Source organism: Bradyrhizobium sp. SRS-191, assembly GCF_024586915.1.
Classification (GTDB): Bacteria; Pseudomonadota; Alphaproteobacteria; order Rhizobiales; family Xanthobacteraceae; genus Bradyrhizobium.
The window spans coordinates 402,360-417,182 of record NZ_JANBVS010000003.1; the positions used below are offsets into that span (position 1 = coordinate 402,360).

The 14,823-nt window shown below is 66.1% G+C and carries 12 protein-coding genes and 1 pseudogene; 7 read left to right on the forward strand and 6 right to left on the reverse strand.

The features are described 5' to 3' along the window. Positions 1-346: 346 nt before the first annotated feature. Positions 347-766 carry a DUF2809 domain-containing protein gene (locus tag NLR35_RS08580; protein ID WP_374940799.1) on the forward strand — a complete coding sequence of 140 codons (420 nt, stop codon included), beginning with the start codon at positions 347-349 and terminating at the stop codon, positions 764-766. 27 nt (positions 767-793) lie between these two features. On the opposite strand, the gene NLR35_RS08585 is transcribed toward NLR35_RS08580, so the two are convergent. The 4 genes from NLR35_RS08585 to NLR35_RS08600 form a co-directional block, all read right to left on the reverse strand. Beyond that, a complete protein-coding gene (locus tag NLR35_RS08585) occupies positions 794-1,756 on the reverse strand; it encodes an alpha/beta fold hydrolase (RefSeq protein ID WP_257166104.1) in 963 nt (320 codons plus the stop codon). Between the two features lie 49 nt (positions 1,757-1,805). Continuing rightward, a complete protein-coding gene (locus NLR35_RS08590) occupies positions 1,806-2,363 on the reverse strand; it encodes a TetR/AcrR family transcriptional regulator (RefSeq protein WP_257166105.1) in 558 nt (185 codons plus the stop codon). 124 nt (positions 2,364-2,487) lie between these two features. Then, positions 2,488-3,654 carry a winged helix-turn-helix domain-containing protein gene (locus NLR35_RS08595; protein WP_257166106.1) on the reverse strand — a complete coding sequence of 389 codons (1,167 nt, stop codon included), beginning with the start codon at positions 3,652-3,654 and terminating at the stop codon, positions 2,488-2,490. Between the two features lie 73 nt (positions 3,655-3,727). Continuing rightward, the gene (locus tag NLR35_RS08600) at positions 3,728-3,958 is read right to left on the reverse strand and encodes a hypothetical protein (RefSeq protein ID WP_257166107.1); all 231 of its coding nucleotides are present in this window, start codon (positions 3,956-3,958) and stop codon (positions 3,728-3,730) included. 376 nt (positions 3,959-4,334) lie between these two features. Here NLR35_RS08600 and NLR35_RS08605 point away from each other — a divergent pair, with 376 nt between their 5' ends. Then, the gene (locus NLR35_RS08605; RefSeq protein WP_257166108.1) at positions 4,335-4,988 is read left to right on the forward strand and encodes an OmpA family protein; all 654 of its coding nucleotides are present in this window, start codon (positions 4,335-4,337) and stop codon (positions 4,986-4,988) included. A gap of 3 nt (positions 4,989-4,991) precedes the next feature. Here NLR35_RS08605 and NLR35_RS08610 read toward each other — a convergent pair. Then, positions 4,992-6,589: pseudogene (locus NLR35_RS08610) on the reverse strand (response regulator). Between the two features lie 116 nt (positions 6,590-6,705). After that, entirely contained in the window at positions 6,706-8,040 is a 1,335-nt protein-coding gene (locus tag NLR35_RS08615; RefSeq protein WP_257166110.1) for a glycosyltransferase family 39 protein, read from the reverse strand. A gap of 132 nt (positions 8,041-8,172) precedes the next feature. Here NLR35_RS08615 and NLR35_RS08620 point away from each other — a divergent pair, with 132 nt between their 5' ends. From NLR35_RS08620 to zigA, 5 genes are all read left to right on the forward strand, one after another. Beyond that, the gene (locus NLR35_RS08620; RefSeq protein ID WP_257166111.1) at positions 8,173-8,871 is read left to right on the forward strand and encodes a FecR domain-containing protein; all 699 of its coding nucleotides are present in this window, start codon (positions 8,173-8,175) and stop codon (positions 8,869-8,871) included. A gap of 2 nt (positions 8,872-8,873) precedes the next feature. Continuing rightward, positions 8,874-10,025, forward strand: a complete 1,152-nt coding sequence (locus NLR35_RS08625; RefSeq protein ID WP_374940797.1) for a hypothetical protein — start codon at positions 8,874-8,876, stop codon at positions 10,023-10,025. Between the two features lie 128 nt (positions 10,026-10,153). After that, positions 10,154-11,590 (forward strand): MATE family efflux transporter, encoded by a 1,437-nt coding sequence (locus NLR35_RS08630; RefSeq protein WP_257166113.1) that lies wholly within the window; start codon positions 10,154-10,156, stop codon positions 11,588-11,590. A gap of 253 nt (positions 11,591-11,843) precedes the next feature. After that, positions 11,844-13,070 carry a pilus assembly protein TadG-related protein gene (locus NLR35_RS08635; RefSeq protein WP_257166114.1) on the forward strand — a complete coding sequence of 409 codons (1,227 nt, stop codon included), beginning with the start codon at positions 11,844-11,846 and terminating at the stop codon, positions 13,068-13,070. 478 nt (positions 13,071-13,548) lie between these two features. Beyond that, positions 13,549-14,754, forward strand: coding sequence for a zinc metallochaperone GTPase ZigA (zigA, locus tag NLR35_RS08640; RefSeq protein ID WP_257166115.1), 1,206 nt, complete (start codon positions 13,549-13,551; stop codon positions 14,752-14,754). The last annotated feature ends 69 nt before the right edge of the window (positions 14,755-14,823 follow it).

A 14,823-nucleotide genomic window follows, 5' to 3' on the forward strand; every position in this document is an offset into this window, starting at 1 on the left:
GCGCGGCGCGCGCATGACGAGCTTAAGGGACGACACCTGAGAATTCGGCGGCGGTTCGCCTCACATCTGCAGTGCTGCGACAACGACGAGGCAAGGACGGAGAGGCAAGGACGGTCACCCAGCCCTCCGCTGTCGTCCCGGACAAGCGTGCGCAGCACGCGCAGATCCGGGACCCATAACCCCAGGGAGATGTTGTTGCGCGAGATGTCGGACCAGTCTTGTCTCACCACACCCCGCCGCGGAGTATGGGCCCCTGCGTTCGCAGGGACGACACCTGAGAATCCGGAGGCGGTTCGCCTCACAAGCGCGCCGCAGCTTGTCCGGGACGACGTTGGAGAATGGCTTGTTGCCTATCATAACGGGACCGAGGAAGCGCCACCGCGCCACGCTGGCGGTCGTGACGGCGCTGATCGTCATCGTGCTCGGGCTCGCGCTGCGGTTCTACGGGCCGGGCCTCGGCCTTCCCGCCTTCATCGTCAAGTACGGCGGTTCCATCCTCTGGGCGACAATGGTGTACGTGCTGCTGGTCGCGCTGCTGCCTTCGATGTCGTGGCGGCAGATCGGCGGGCTTGCGCTCGCCGTCGCCGTCATCGTCGAGGCGAGCCGGCTGATCCACACGCCCTGGCTCGACAGTTTCCGCCTGACGCTGGCCGGCGCACTGCTGCTCGGGCGCATCTTCTCGCTGTGGAACATCTTGGCCTATGCGATCGGCATTCTCATCGGCATCTGCATCGACGGGATCGCGATGCGGCGTGCCTCGGCCTAAGTCGCCGACGGCGCGCCGCGACGCGGATCAGTTCGGCCTCGCACCGGCCCGGCTGAAGAAGGCCATCAGCTCCTCCGCCAGAACGGCCGGCTGCTCCTCCGGAATGTAGTGGCCGCACGAGGCGATGGTGATGCCCTCGACGTGATCGGCGACCTCCCTGAGCGGCGCGGCCATGTCCACGATCGATCCCTGGTCGGCGCCGACGGCGAGCACCGGCGGCTTCAGTTTGCCCCTCGCTTTGAGCTCGCGGTTCTGACGCGCGGACAACGCGGCAGCACGGTAGTAGGCGAGCCCGGCGCGCAGGCCGCCGGCCTTGGTCATCACGCGGGCATATTCGTCGAGATCGCCTTCGGAGAACGCCTGCGGATTGGCACCCTTCCGGCGCAGGAACCAGGCGATGTAGTCGCGTTCGCGGCCCTGGATCAGCATCTCCGGAAGATCCGCGACGACATGGAACGCGAAGTGCCAGGTGCGCCACGCGCGGTCCGGCGCGAACGGCAGCGCCTCGGGAAGGGTGACGCCGGGAATGCCTGCATCGAGCAGCGCCAGGCTTTGCACCTCATCTCCGAACTGCGCCGCATGGGGATAGGCCACCCACGCGCCGATATCGTGGCCCACGAGATGATAGCTCGTGACGCCGATTTGCTTCAGCAGGCGATGCACGAACGTGGCGAGTGTCTGGGTGTCGTAGCCATCGGCCGGCCGGTCCGAATCGCCCTGCCCCGGGACATCGACCGCAATGACGCGATAACGCGCGCCCAGCAGCGGCATGACCTTGCGCCAGGCAAACCAGCTCTGGGGGAAGCCGGCGAGCAGCACCACGACCTCGCCATCAGGCAGGCCACCGCCGACATGATGCAGCCGAACGCCGTCGACGGTCTCGAACCGGTGCGTGAAGCCGGGCAACGATGGATCGGCGCGCCCGAACGGCTCGGACGCAACCCGTCGCGACGGAGTTGGGGCCGGCGTGACGTTCATCAACTCGGGCATGGGTTCTTCTCCTGATTATAGAATGATTATTCCCTATTATGACAAGGCTTTACGCGAACAACGCCGCGGCCTGTTTTGCGACGTTCATCATCTCGGTCCTGGTGCGCCCCGTCTTGCCGACCACCCGCAGTCCCTGGATCACGCAGAACAAGGCCCCAGCCACGACCTCCGCATCGAGATCCGGCCGGATCGATCCATCGGCCTGGCCGAGCCTGATCAGATCGCGCAGCAGGGTCTCGACCCGGCGCAGTGAGTTGCGGACCTTGGCCGCAGCTTCCGCATCCAAGGTGGCGAGCTCGGTCGCGCTGGTGACGACCATGCAGCCGCGCCGGCCTTCGCTGTCGCTGGCGGATTCCGCGTAGAACTGCAGCAATGCCTCCAGCTTGGAGCGGCCGCTGTGCTGGGCATCGAGGCGCTCACGCAGCTGCCGGTCGCGGCGCGCGATGTAGTGATCGAGCGTCGCCAGGAAGATCGCGTTCTTGTCCGCGAAGGCCTTGTAGAGGCTGCCGGTGGCGAGCTTCATGGCGGTGCGCAGTTCGGCCAGCGAGGCGGCGTGGTAGCCGCGCTCGCTGAAGACCACCAGCGCCCTGCTGAGAGCGGTGTCCATGTCGAACTCGCGCGGACGACCCGGACCGCGGCGCTCATCTGAATTCGTTTGCGGCTTCGTCATCCCCCCCTTTAGGAAACATTCGCTTCCAAATCAAGCGGGCAAAACGCTCGTCCCCGATGAATCAGTCGCCAAGCTGAAAGCGCTGGAACCGATGCAGCTCGTCCTCGATCATCCGCTTCAGCACCTTCCGCCGGTCGCCGCGAGCCGCCTTGCCTTGTCCGACCCAGCTCCATTTCTGCATCAGCAGCTTGCCGTTCTGCCGATCGGTCTTCAGATCCAGCGCGGCGACGATCTCCTCGCCGACCAGCACCGGCAAGGCAAAATAGCCGAACAGGCGCTTGTCCTTCGGGACATAGGCCTCGAAGCGATGGTCGTAGTCGAAGATTGCCTGCGTCCGCTTGCGCTGGATGATCAGCGGATCGAACGGCGACAGGATATGCACACGCGCTGGGTCGATCTCGATCGCCTCGCCCAGCGCGGCCGGCGTCGCCCAATGTTCCTGCCTGCCCGCGCCCTCCAGGGCGACCGGCACCAGCTCGCCGCGCCGCACGCGGGCCTCGATCACCTTGCGGACGTCGGCCTTGCGCGGCGCATTGAGATGACAGAGCGAGTCCAGGCTGACGACGCCCTGCGCGCGCAATCCGCGGTCGAGAAGGTAGGACGCGATCTCGCGCTCGGTGGCGCCCTTGGGCAACCGGTCCCAGCCGAAATGCCGCGTCGTGAGGTCGTAGGTCTTGAGCATGCCGTCGCGGCCCGCGACCGTCAGCAGTCCCTCGTAGAAGCCGAGCTGCAGCGCCCGCTTCGACGGCTTGCGGCTGGCCCAGGCGTGATCCTTCTCGCGCAGCTCGTCGTCATCGATGTCGCGAATGGTCAGCGCGCCGCCCTGCCGGATCAGGCGCATCACCTTGCGGGAATCCTCCGGCTTCACGGTCGTCAGCCAGCGGTGGCCCTCACGGCGATAGCGCCGCATCGCCGGCACGAAATAACGGAAGTCCTGCACCGGCACGTAGGACAGCGCATGGGTCCAATATTCAAACACCGTCTTGTCCGCGCTCTGCGCCTGCCTGAGATCGGCGCGCCGATAGGCCGGGATGCGGCTGAACAGGATGTGGTGATGGCAGCGCTCGATGACGTTGATCGTGTCGATCTGCACATAGCCGAGATGGGCGACCGCGGCGGCCACCGCCTCGGGGCCGGCGCCGAACGGCGCCGCTTCATCGAGGCGCTGGGCCCGCAGCCACAGGCGTCGCGCGGCGATCTTGGACAATGGGGAGGGAACGGCGGGCATGACCGGCCGATCGTGCGAGATTCGGCCGGCCTCCCGCAACGGCAATCCTGCAGCGGGATCCGGCCGAGGAACCCTACTGCTTGGCTTTCTCCGGGATGCTGCCCGTGGCGATCTCCGACTTGCAGTTGGCGCGGCCCGGATCCGGTGCGCGACATTTGTAGACGCGGCCGGTCAGGCGGTCGATCAGCCACGCCGTGTCCTCCGACGGACTTTCCAGACCGACATAGCGATTGCCGACCGCGCCGATCAACGTCGACAGCAGGATGGACGCCGCGATGATTCCTGCCCCGATCAGGGTCGACATGGAACCGGTGGAGCCCGATGAATCCTGACCGCCCGTCCGGTGAGACGGGTAGTCGCGCCTGGGTGATGAGTTGAACAATGCTGTGCTTTTCTGTTGGCGTTTCTTGACTTCAATCGCTTGTTGCCCGCCTCGCTTCCCCTGGTTTGCGATTTTTTTCCGGCGACGGATATCCGGTAGAACCGCATCTGGCCGATTTGTTGTTCGCAGACCGGCCAAGCGCCGGGAGCTTTGCGTCGACGGCGCAGCAGGTCGCGTCTCCGGCCGCTCGCGCCGTACGGCAGAGTACGTGACACCGATCACATTCGAACGCTTTGAACCGGTTCTATCGTCACCGCATCCAATGGCCATCAGCCATGACCATCCGAGGACGACGACGATGACCCCATACTTTGAACGTTTTGCAGTCCGGGCGGCGGCATTGACCGCCCTCCTGGCGGTCAGCACCGGCGCAGCCTTTGCCGGCGAGGCCGTATCCGCCGATCAGATCCTGAACGCGCTGAAGCCGAAGTCGGTCACGCGCGGGCTGTCGGTCGGAACACAGCCGACGCCGCAGGTCGATGCCGCGACGCAGGCCAAGCAGGCCGCGCTGCTCGACAGCGTGCGCAATCGCAAGACCCGCTCGCTGTCGCTCGGCGAGCGCGAGCAGATCGCCGAACTCGCGGCGACCAAGCCGAAGATCGATCTCGAGATCCAGTTCGACTACAACTCCGCCGACATCAGCAAGAGCTCGATGCCGGCCGTGCAGGAACTCGGCAAGGCGCTGTCCGATCCGAACCTGAAGGGCTCGACCTTCGTGGTCGCCGGCCACACCGACGGCATAGGCGGCGACAGCTTCAACCAGGATCTGTCCGAGCGCCGCGCCGACACCATCAAGCGCTATCTGGTCGACAAGTTCGGCCTGACCGGCCAGGACCTCGTCACCGTCGGCTATGGCAAGACCAAGCTGAAGGACACAGCCAACCCGGCCGATCCGCTGAACCGTCGCGTCCAGGTCGTCAACATGGACACCAAGACCGCCGCGGCGAAGTAGACGTCACGGCGTATCCAGCACCTCGCGGATCTTGGTGCTGAGCATGGTCCGATTGATCGGCTTCTGCAGCAGCGCAACGCCGGGATCCAGCCGTCCCTGATGGACGATGGCGTTGCGCGAATAGCCGGTCATGAACAGCACCTTGAGCGTCGGGCGGGTGACGCGCAGATCATCCGCCAGCTGGCGTCCGTTCATGCCGGGCATGACGATGTCGGTGAGCAGGAGATCCACGTCCAGCGGCTCGCGCGCGAGCAGGGCCAGGGCGGCAGGACCATCCGCCGCCTGATGCACGACATAGCCGAGCTCGGCCAAGGTCTCGGCGATGTAGCTGCGCACCTCCGGCTCATCCTCGACGACCAGCACGGTCTCGCTGCCGCGGCTGCCGACCACCGCGGCCCGGCTTTCCGGCGCATCGGCCGCGGCGGCATGCGCGCGCGGCAGATAGATCTTCACCGTCGTCCCCTCGCCGACCTCGCTGTAGATGGCGACGTGACCGCCGGACTGCTTGACGAAGCCGTAGACCTGGCTGAGGCCGAGGCCGGTGCCCTGCCCCGGCTCCTTGGTGGTGAAGAACGGATCGAACGCCTTCTCAACGACCTCGCGCGGCATGCCGACCCCGCTGTCGGTGATGGCGATCAGGACGTACTGGCCGACCCGGATGTCGGCGTGCCGCCGCGCATAACCTTCGTCGATGAAGCTGTTGGAGGTCTCGATCGTCAGCTTGCCCTGGCCGTGCATGGCGTCCTTGGCGTTGACGACGAGGTTGAGGATCGCAGCCTCCATCTGGCTCGGGTCGACCTCGACCTGCCAGAGGCCGGCGCTCTCGACGATTTCGACGCTGATCGTCTCGCCGAGGGTTCTGCGGAAGAAGTCGGACATGCCGGCGAGAAGCTTGTTGACGTTGGTCAGCCGGGGATCGAGCGGCTGGCGGCGCGCGAAGGCGAGCAGCCGCTGCGTCAGGGTCGCCGCGCGCTGTGCGCCGTTGGCGGCATGCGCGATGGCGCGTCCGAGACGGTCACGCGCGGCCTCGCCCTGCGCGCGCAGGCTGCGCTCGGCGATCTCGAGATTGCCGCTGATGATGGTCAGCAGATTGTTGAAGTCATGCGCCACGCCGCCGGTGAGCTGGCCGACCGCCTCCATCTTCTGCGCATGCCGCAGCATGTCCTCCGCCTCGCGCCGCTGCCGGCTTTCCACGACCAGCGCGGCCTCCGCCGCCCGCAATTGCGCCGGCGACGGGATCGCCAGGATCTTCGGCAGCAGCGGCCACAGGATGCCGGCGGTGAGGATCGACGCCAGCGCCGTGGCCGCCTTGACCAGGCCCTCGATGCCGTAGATCGGAATCCACAGCGTGACGATCGACAGCACGTGGGTGACGCCACAGGCCATGATGAAGAGCGCGAACGCCCAGAACAGGAACCCGAAATCGACGTCCCGCCGCTTCGAGACGAACAAGGTGAGCACCACGGGAATCGAGAAATAGGCTGCCGCGATCACGGCGTCGGAGGCGACGTGGAGCCAGATCAGCTCGGGTTCCCACAACAGACAGATGCCGTGCGGAGACAAGGTCGACGAATCGAGCAGCGCTGAAACCATCCCAACATCGCGTAGCGCCCCCTCCCCAACGCCCGTTGCAAAGCGTCGCGAAACTGGCTGCGCGTGATCTATTCGTCAAGCAACAGGCGGATGGAACCGACGGGAACTCCAGCTGCGAGGGAACTCAGATCCAGCTCTGGAACAGCATCAGCCGGGTGAAGGTGCTCATCGTCGTTCCGACGAACGCCGAGCTGATCGGCAGCATCGCGATGAAGCCCAGCGCGGCAACCGCGACAGAGACCCACAATATCCGGGCCGGCCAGCGCAACAGCGCATGCACGAGCGCAAGGCTCAGAAGCGTCGCCGACGGCAGGTAGTAGTAGAGGAAGCTCAGCGTCCGCGGCAGCATGGCCCACGACAGATAGCAGCCGAGATAGAAAGCCAGGATCAGGAAGGCGGATGCGCTGCGGGTCGCGACGAAATCCTTGGCGCAGACGACGAGCGCGACGAGTGCAGGCCACAGCACCAGCGGATTGCCGAGCAGCATCACCGCGGCGATGTCATTGTCGCTGGTCTTGTCGAACAGGAACCAGACCGGGCGGACCAGGAACGGCCAGGTCGGCCAGGCGCTCATATACGTGTGGCCGGCGATCGCCGTGGTGATGCTGTCGGCGAAGATGCGGCGCTGCGCGTCAAAGATCGCCGTGACCGAAAGCCCGTGCAGCGGAATGAAGGTGACGAAGTAGGCCAGCGCGGGCATGAGACCGAGGCAAAGCCCGATGTGCAGCCAGCTGAGTCCCGGCCATTGCTCCGGCTGATACCAGTCGGTCGGCTCGGCATCGCCGAACGACGTCTGCCAATGCTGCAGCAGCTTGACCACGCCGACGATGATCAGCGCCGTCAGCAGCGGAAACAGCCCGCTCCATTTGCAGGCAATGGCGAGGCCGAACAGCGCACCGGCCAACGCAAAGAGCAATTGCGGCCGCCGCTGACGGTAGGCGAACAGGAACGCGGCGATGGCGAGCAGGCTGAAGGCGAGCGCGCCGATATCGAGCATCGCGGCGCGGGCCTGCACGAACAGCATCTGATTGAAGAAGGCGAGCAGCGCCGCCGCGATGGCCGGCCCCTGCGCTGCAAACAGCGCGAGCCCGCATAGATAGATCGCGGCCACCGCGAGCCCGCCGAGCACGGTACCGGGATAGCGCCAGGCAAAGGCATTGTCGCCGAACGTCCTGATCGACAGCGCGATCAGCTCCTTGGCGAGCGGTGGATGCATCGGATTGAGCTGCGGGCTCGCCGGCGCCAGCCCGATCATCTGCCGCGCCGCCGGTACGTAGTGCACCTCGTCGAAGACGAATTTCGGCGGCGATGCCAGCCCGACCATCAGCAGCACATGCGCAATCGCGAAGACAAGAAGCGTCGTCAGTACGCAACGGCGCACCGAGACGGTGCCATCCTGCACGGCATCGCCGGCGTCTTCGTCGTCGTCCCGGCGCGCCGCGGATAGCTTTGTAGCCATATGATTGAACTGATCTGATTGTGTGCGCCACTAACCATCGTCGACGCATCGAGGCAAGCTTGTGTCCATTTTACAACAACCTCGCGGACCATCCTCGACTAGATTGGGCCGGGAACAATCTTCGGTGTGGATATGAGTCTGCGTCGCCGAACATCTGTGGCTGCGGTCGCCGCGCTCCTGCTCGGCGTGACCGGCGCCGCCCACGCCGACAGCCGCATCGGCGAGGCCGTGCTGGTGCAGAAGGAGGTGCAGCGCATTGCGGGCGCCTCGGCGAGCCCGATCAATGTCGGCGATGGTGTGGTGCGCAACGAGACGGTGCGCACGGGGGCCGACAGCGCCGCACGCCTCGTCATGATCGACAGCACCAATCTGTCGCTCAGCGCCAACGCCACCCTGACGCTCGACCGCACCGTGTTCAACGACGAGACCAGCTATCGCGACATCGCGATCCGGCTCGGGACCGGCGCGTTTCGTTTCGTCACGGGCCATTCCGAGAAGGCCGCCTACAAGATCAACACGCCGCTCGCCACCATCGGCGTCCGCGGCACCATCCTCGACATCCGCTCGCGGCGCGGCGAGACGATGGTCGTGCTGCAGGAAGGCGCCTCGCGCGTCTGCACCCTCACCTTCCAATGCCTCGAGCTGACGCAGCCGGGCGACACCGCCATCATCACCGCGACCGGCAATGGCCGCAGCGCGATCAGGAAGACCAGCAATCCGTCCTGGAGCTTCGCGGCCACCTGCACGTCGACATCGGGGCTCTGCACGGTCACCGATCTCGCCAGCACCGCGCCGCCGCAGGACTTCACCGGCATCCTGTGCGGGCGATGATGATGAGGACGCCCCTGGCCCAGGTTGCCGCGCTGCTGCTCGCCGTGACCGGCGGATGGCTCGCGCTCGTCATGCAGCCGGCGCCCGCGGCGGCTCAGAGCTGCACCGGCGCAACGAACTTCGTCACCGCGGCAGCCTGCCCGACGCCGACGCCTTCACCCACTGCAACGCCCTCACCTACCCCAACTCCGACATCGACGCCAACTCCGACACCCACGCCGTCACCCTCGGCGTCGCCGACGCCAACGCCCACGCCGACCGGCGCGGGAAACAGCGCGGGCTCGATCAACGGCCTGGCCGACCAGCGCTTCAACCAGATGATCACCAACCGGGTGCTCGGCCTGGTGCTGCTCGGGGTCAACGAGCAGGTCAATTGCAACGACTGCATCAGCGCGTTCGGCTCGGCCGGCTCGTTCTCGGCCGGCATTCATGGCCGCAAGCAGCTCACCAACAATCTCGCGCTGCTCGCGGGCCTCGCCTACACCCACTACAACGAGAACGGCTATCACGTGACCTCGGCGCCGATCGGCGCCTTCGCGCTGCGCTACGACGTCACCGATTGGGGCTCCTCGCGGCCGTTCTTCGACATCGGCACCATCCTGACGCCCTATGAGCGTGTGCGCTACGGCCGCAGCTACGCCACCAGCCTCGGCAATGTCAGCGTCGACGGCAGCACAACGGCGTCGAACTACGCAATCTACGGCCGCGCCGGCTGGATCAGCCGGATCTCGCCGCGCGACGAGCTTGCCGCCTCGGTCGAGCTCTGGCAGCTGTGGCAGCGCGTGGCCGCCTATCGCGACCCCGCCGTTGCCTTCAACCCGTTCGACGCCACGATCGCCGGCGGCACCGACCGCACCAGCCTGGTCAAGGTCGGCGGCCAGTGGACGCATCTGTTCGGCTCCAGCCTCGAGGCCAACATCAATGGCGGCTACATGCAGTCGTTCGCGACGAAGTCCGGCCTCGTCGCCACCGTTACCGGCAATGGCACGGTGACGCCTGTGATGGGCAACCAGGGCTGGTTCGAATATGGCGGCCGGCTCGGCTTCCGCCTGCAGAACGGGTGGATCACCGATTTGTTCGTCAACGGCACGCTCGGCCCGCAGCCGGTCGGCACCACCATCCACGGCGGCATCGGCCTGCGCATCCATTACTAGCCCCGGCCCGCTCAAGAAATCATGATGGCTCTGCGCCGACGTCGCCTTGACCGGCGCCCGTCCACGCCCCTATTGAATGATGATCGTCATTCAAAATCGACGAGATCGCCAGGGCGCGCGGAGGCACGATGGACGTTTCGACCGAGGCTATCCCCGCCGCGCCTGCTGCGCCCGTGCCTCCGCCTGCCCCGCCGCCCGACCCGTCCCGCGCCAAGGCCGCCGCCGCGCGCGCAGCGCTGCTGAGCGGACCGATCCTGCCCACCCTGATCCGGCTGGCGCTGCCGACCATGTCGGTGCTGGTGGCGCAGACCGCGGTCAATGTCGCCGAGGCCTATTATGTCGGCCTGCTCGGCACCGATGCGCTGGCCGGCGCCGCCCTAGTGTTCCCGATCTTCATGCTGATGACGATGATGTCGAATGGCGGCATCGGCAGCGGCGTCTCCTCGGCGGTCGCGCGCGCCATCGGCGCAGGGCGCAACGCCGATGCCGATGCGGTCGCCTTCCATGCCATCGTGCTCGCGGTGATCGCAGGCTCGCTGTTCACGCTGGCGACCGCATTGTTCGGCCCGGCGCTGTATCACGCGCTCGGCGGCCGCGATGGCGCGCTGGAGGCGGGCTTACGTTATTCCAACTATCTGTTCGCCGGCGCGATCCCCGTCTGGATCGTCAATCTGCAGGCGGCGGGGCTGCGCGGCGCCGGCAATGTGCGGGTGCCTGCCCTGGTCACGCTGATCGGCGCGGTCCTGATGATCCCGGCCTCGCCGCTCCTGATCTTCGGCCTCGGGCCGCTGCCGGGCCTCGGCATCGCCGGCGCCGGCATCGCCTTCGGCCTATATTATTGCGGCGCCATGCTGGTGCTGGTCCGCTACATGGCCTCGGGCCGCTCCACCCTCCATGTCCGCGTCGCGCCGCTGCAGCTCCGGCTGTTCGCGGACATCCTCAAGGTCGGCCTGCCGACCGCGCTCAACGCCGTCCTGGTCAATCTCACCGTGATCCTGGTGACGGCGCTGGCCGGCCGTTTCGGCACCTCGGAGCTCGCCGCCTACGGCATCGCCTCGCGGCTCGACTACATCATGATCCCGATTCTGTTCGGTCTGTGCACAGCGACCCTGACGATGGTCGGCATCAACATCGGCGCCGGCCAGGGCGCCCGCGCCCGCCGCATCGCCTGGCTCAGCGCATCGGCCGGCGCCCTGCTGGTCGGGAGCATCGGCATGATCGTGGCGCTGCATCCGCCGCTCTGGCTCACTTTGTTCAGCGGCGATGCCGACGTGCTGCGCGACGGCGCGATCTATCTGCGCACCGTCGCGCCCGCCTACGCCGCCCTCGGCTTCGGCTTCGTGCTGGCATTTGCCGGCCAGGGCGCCGGCCACGTGCTGTGGCCGTTCATCGGCTCGATCCTGCGCATCCTGATCGCGGCGGGCGGCGGCTATGTTGCCATCGTGGTGCTCGGCGGCGGCATGAGCTCGCTGGCCGCGATGGTTGCACTGTCACTGGCTGTGTACGCGCTGGTGTGCAGCCTGGTTCTGCCCGCGAGCCGGATCTGGCGCGCGCCGCCGCGGTGAGACCGCGCGCGTATTTCGCGATCTCACAACTAAAAATTGCTCCGGCGACACCGACGAATAAAAGCAATCTTTCTCATTGCTACCTGCGGGAGGTGCGAACGGCCGGCTCTCGGCGATCCCAGGAATAGACTAATAACCTTGCATTCTCCCGCTCATCGATCGCGGTTCCTTTATGGAACCGGATTCAGATCGCAGTAATGTCTCGCCGTCACTTCCTGGTGCGGAGCCAGCACACATTCAGGAAGCGCCGCACATGACCGTAACGATCTCGCCCGCAGCTCTTCGCAGACTCTCCTTCCGCTTCTGGCACGCCAGCGACGGCCAGATCAGCATGATCTTCGCCATCGCCATCATCCCGATCATCATCTCGATCGGCGCCGCCGTCGATTTCGGCAAGTCCGGCGACACCAAGACCAAGTTGCAGAAGGCCGTCGATGCCGCCGTGCTCGCCGGCGTGGTCCAGCCCAGCGCGCAACAGGTCACGACGGCGAACGCGGTGTTCAAGGGCGATTTCTCCGACCGCTTCGGCACATCCACCTCGGCCACCTTCACGGCGAACCAGGATGGCACGCTCACCGGCACCGCAACGGCGACGGTGAAGACCTCCTTCCTCAACGTGATGGGCACCTCGTCGCTCGGCGTGACTGCCTCGGCCACCGCAAAGGCCGGCGCCCAGAGCAAGACGCCGGTCTGCATCCTGCTCGTGAGCACGCTGAACTCGCAATCGCTGCTGGTCAATTCCGGCGCCCAGCTCAATGCGCCCGCTTGCGAGGTGCACGTGCTGTCGACGCAGAGCCCGGCGGCGATGTTCAACGCCACGCTGAATGCCAAGCGCATCTGCGTCAAGGGCACCAACGTCACCAAGAACGGCGGCGTCACCCCGCCGGTCGAGACCGGCTGCGCGGCGATCAGCGATCCGTTCGCCGGCAAGCTGCCCACGGTCACGGTGGGGTCGTGCACGACCAACAACAAGGTCTACGATCCCGGCTCGGTCACGCTGAGTGCGGGCGTCTATTGCGGCTCGACCAATTTCAACGGTTCGGGCACGCTGACGCTCAATCCGGGCCTCTACGTCATCAAGGGCACGATGACCTTCAACTCGGGCTGGACGGTCACGGGCAACGGCGTCACCTTCTATCTCGTCGACCAGAACGCCACGCTGACCTTCAACGGCAACGTCAACGCCACGCTGTCGGCCCCGACCACCGGCACCTACGCCAACATCCTGATCTACGAGCCGGGCGGCCTGTCGGCGACGAACCTGCCGATCAACGGCAGCAGCAGCTCGTCCTACACCGGCCTGATGTATCTGCCGAGCCGCAACGTCACCATCAACTCGGTCTCGACCATGAGCAGCAACAGCGTCACCATGGTGTTCAACACGCTGATCCTGAACCAGACCAACTGGAGCATCGCGCCCGGCGCGCTGGGGATGTCGGTGTCGAACGGCCCGGCGGGGACGGCGTATCTGGCGAAGTAGTTGGCGCGAGACGTGCTGGCGATGGCCGGCCCATACAATGAGACCCGAGCTATCACCGCGACGGCGCTGCGCTCCCTCTCCCCGTTCTTACGGGGAGAGGGCTGGGGTGAGGGGCAGCGGAACGGGTGGTCGAAAATTCTGGCAGTAACTGCGCGATGAGCAGGGACTTGTCCTAATAACTAAGTCTGCCCGTGTGGCTGCCCCTCACCCCGACCCTCTCCCCGTAAGAACGGGGAGAGGGAGGGCAGCCGCGCTTGGGTCAGCCCCTGTGTTTCCCCCTGGACACCCGTTGACGCCTCCGCTCCCGCGCCTTCGACCACCGCGTTCTGCCTTCCGCCCCGCTCACGCCTTCGTCACCTCCCCCTCCCCTTGACACTCCCAGTCATTTCAGTTGATGTTACGTTATAACATCACAAACGAGGCCGCATGCCTGTCCGCCGGCACCGCCCCCTCCCGCTGAAGAGGCTGTTCGATCTCGATGCGCAAACTCCCCGTCACGGTCTTGTCCGGCTTCCTCGGGGCTGGGAAGACTACTTTGCTCAACCATATCCTGAACAACCGCCAGAACCTGAAGGTGGCGGTGATCGTGAACGACATGAGCGAGGTGAACATCGATGCGGACCTCGTTCGCGATGGCGGTGCCAATCTTTCGCGGACGGATGAGCAGCTGGTCGAGATGACCAATGGCTGCATCTGCTGCACCTTGCGCGATGATCTGCTGAAGGAGGTCCGCGCGCTCGCCGAAAGCGGCCGCTTCGATTATCTCGTGATCGAATCCACCGGGATTTCCGAGCCGCTTCCCGTCGCCGCGACCTTCGATTTCCGCGACGAGCACGGCATGAGCCTGTCGGACGTCGCGCAGCTCGACACGATGGTCACCGTCGTCGACGCCGTGAACCTGCTCAAGGACTACGGCTCCTCCGACTTTCTCGCCCAGCGCGGCGAGGCGCTGGAAGGCGACAAGCGTGCGCTGGTCGATCTTCTGGTCGAGCAGATCGAATTCGCCGACGTGATCGTGCTGAACAAGATCGACGACGCCAGCGCCGAGCAGCGCGATGTCGCGCGCAAGATCATCCACTCGCTCAATCCCGATGCCGATGTGATCGAGGCGAGCCACAGCCGCGTGCCGCTCGAACGTGTGCTCGCGACGGGACGGTTCGACTTCGCGCGCGCCCAGCAGCATCCGGCCTGGTACAATGAACTCTACGGCTTCGCCGACCATGCGCCGGAGACCGAGACCTATGGCGTGACCAGCTTCGTCTATCGCGCCCGCCGGCCGTTCATCCCGACGCGCTTCAACCAGTTCCTGCGCGAGCCCTGGCCGGGCGTGATCCGCGCCAAGGGGCATTTCTGGCTCGCGACGCGGCCGCAATGGCTGGGAGAGATCAGCCAGGCCGGCGCCATCGTGCGCACCAGCGCGCTCGGCTTCTGGTGGGCATCGGTCCCGCAGAAACTATGGCCGGAGGACCCGTCCTGGCGCACGCGCATGCTGCAGCGCTGGGACGAGGTCTACGGCGACCGTCGCCAGGAGATCGTGTTCATCGGCAGCAACATGGACGAAAGCGGCCTAAGCGCGCGGCTGGACGCCTGCCTGCTGCCCGGCAAGCCGGCGATGGAGGTCGCGGCGTGGGCGCGGCTGTCGGATCCGTTTCCGGTGTGGCGGCGCGCGGACGAGGCGGCCTGATCGGAAACGATCGAGCCGATCCTGCGAGAGGAGCAGCAGCGAGACACGCGCGACAGTCGCCCCTGATCC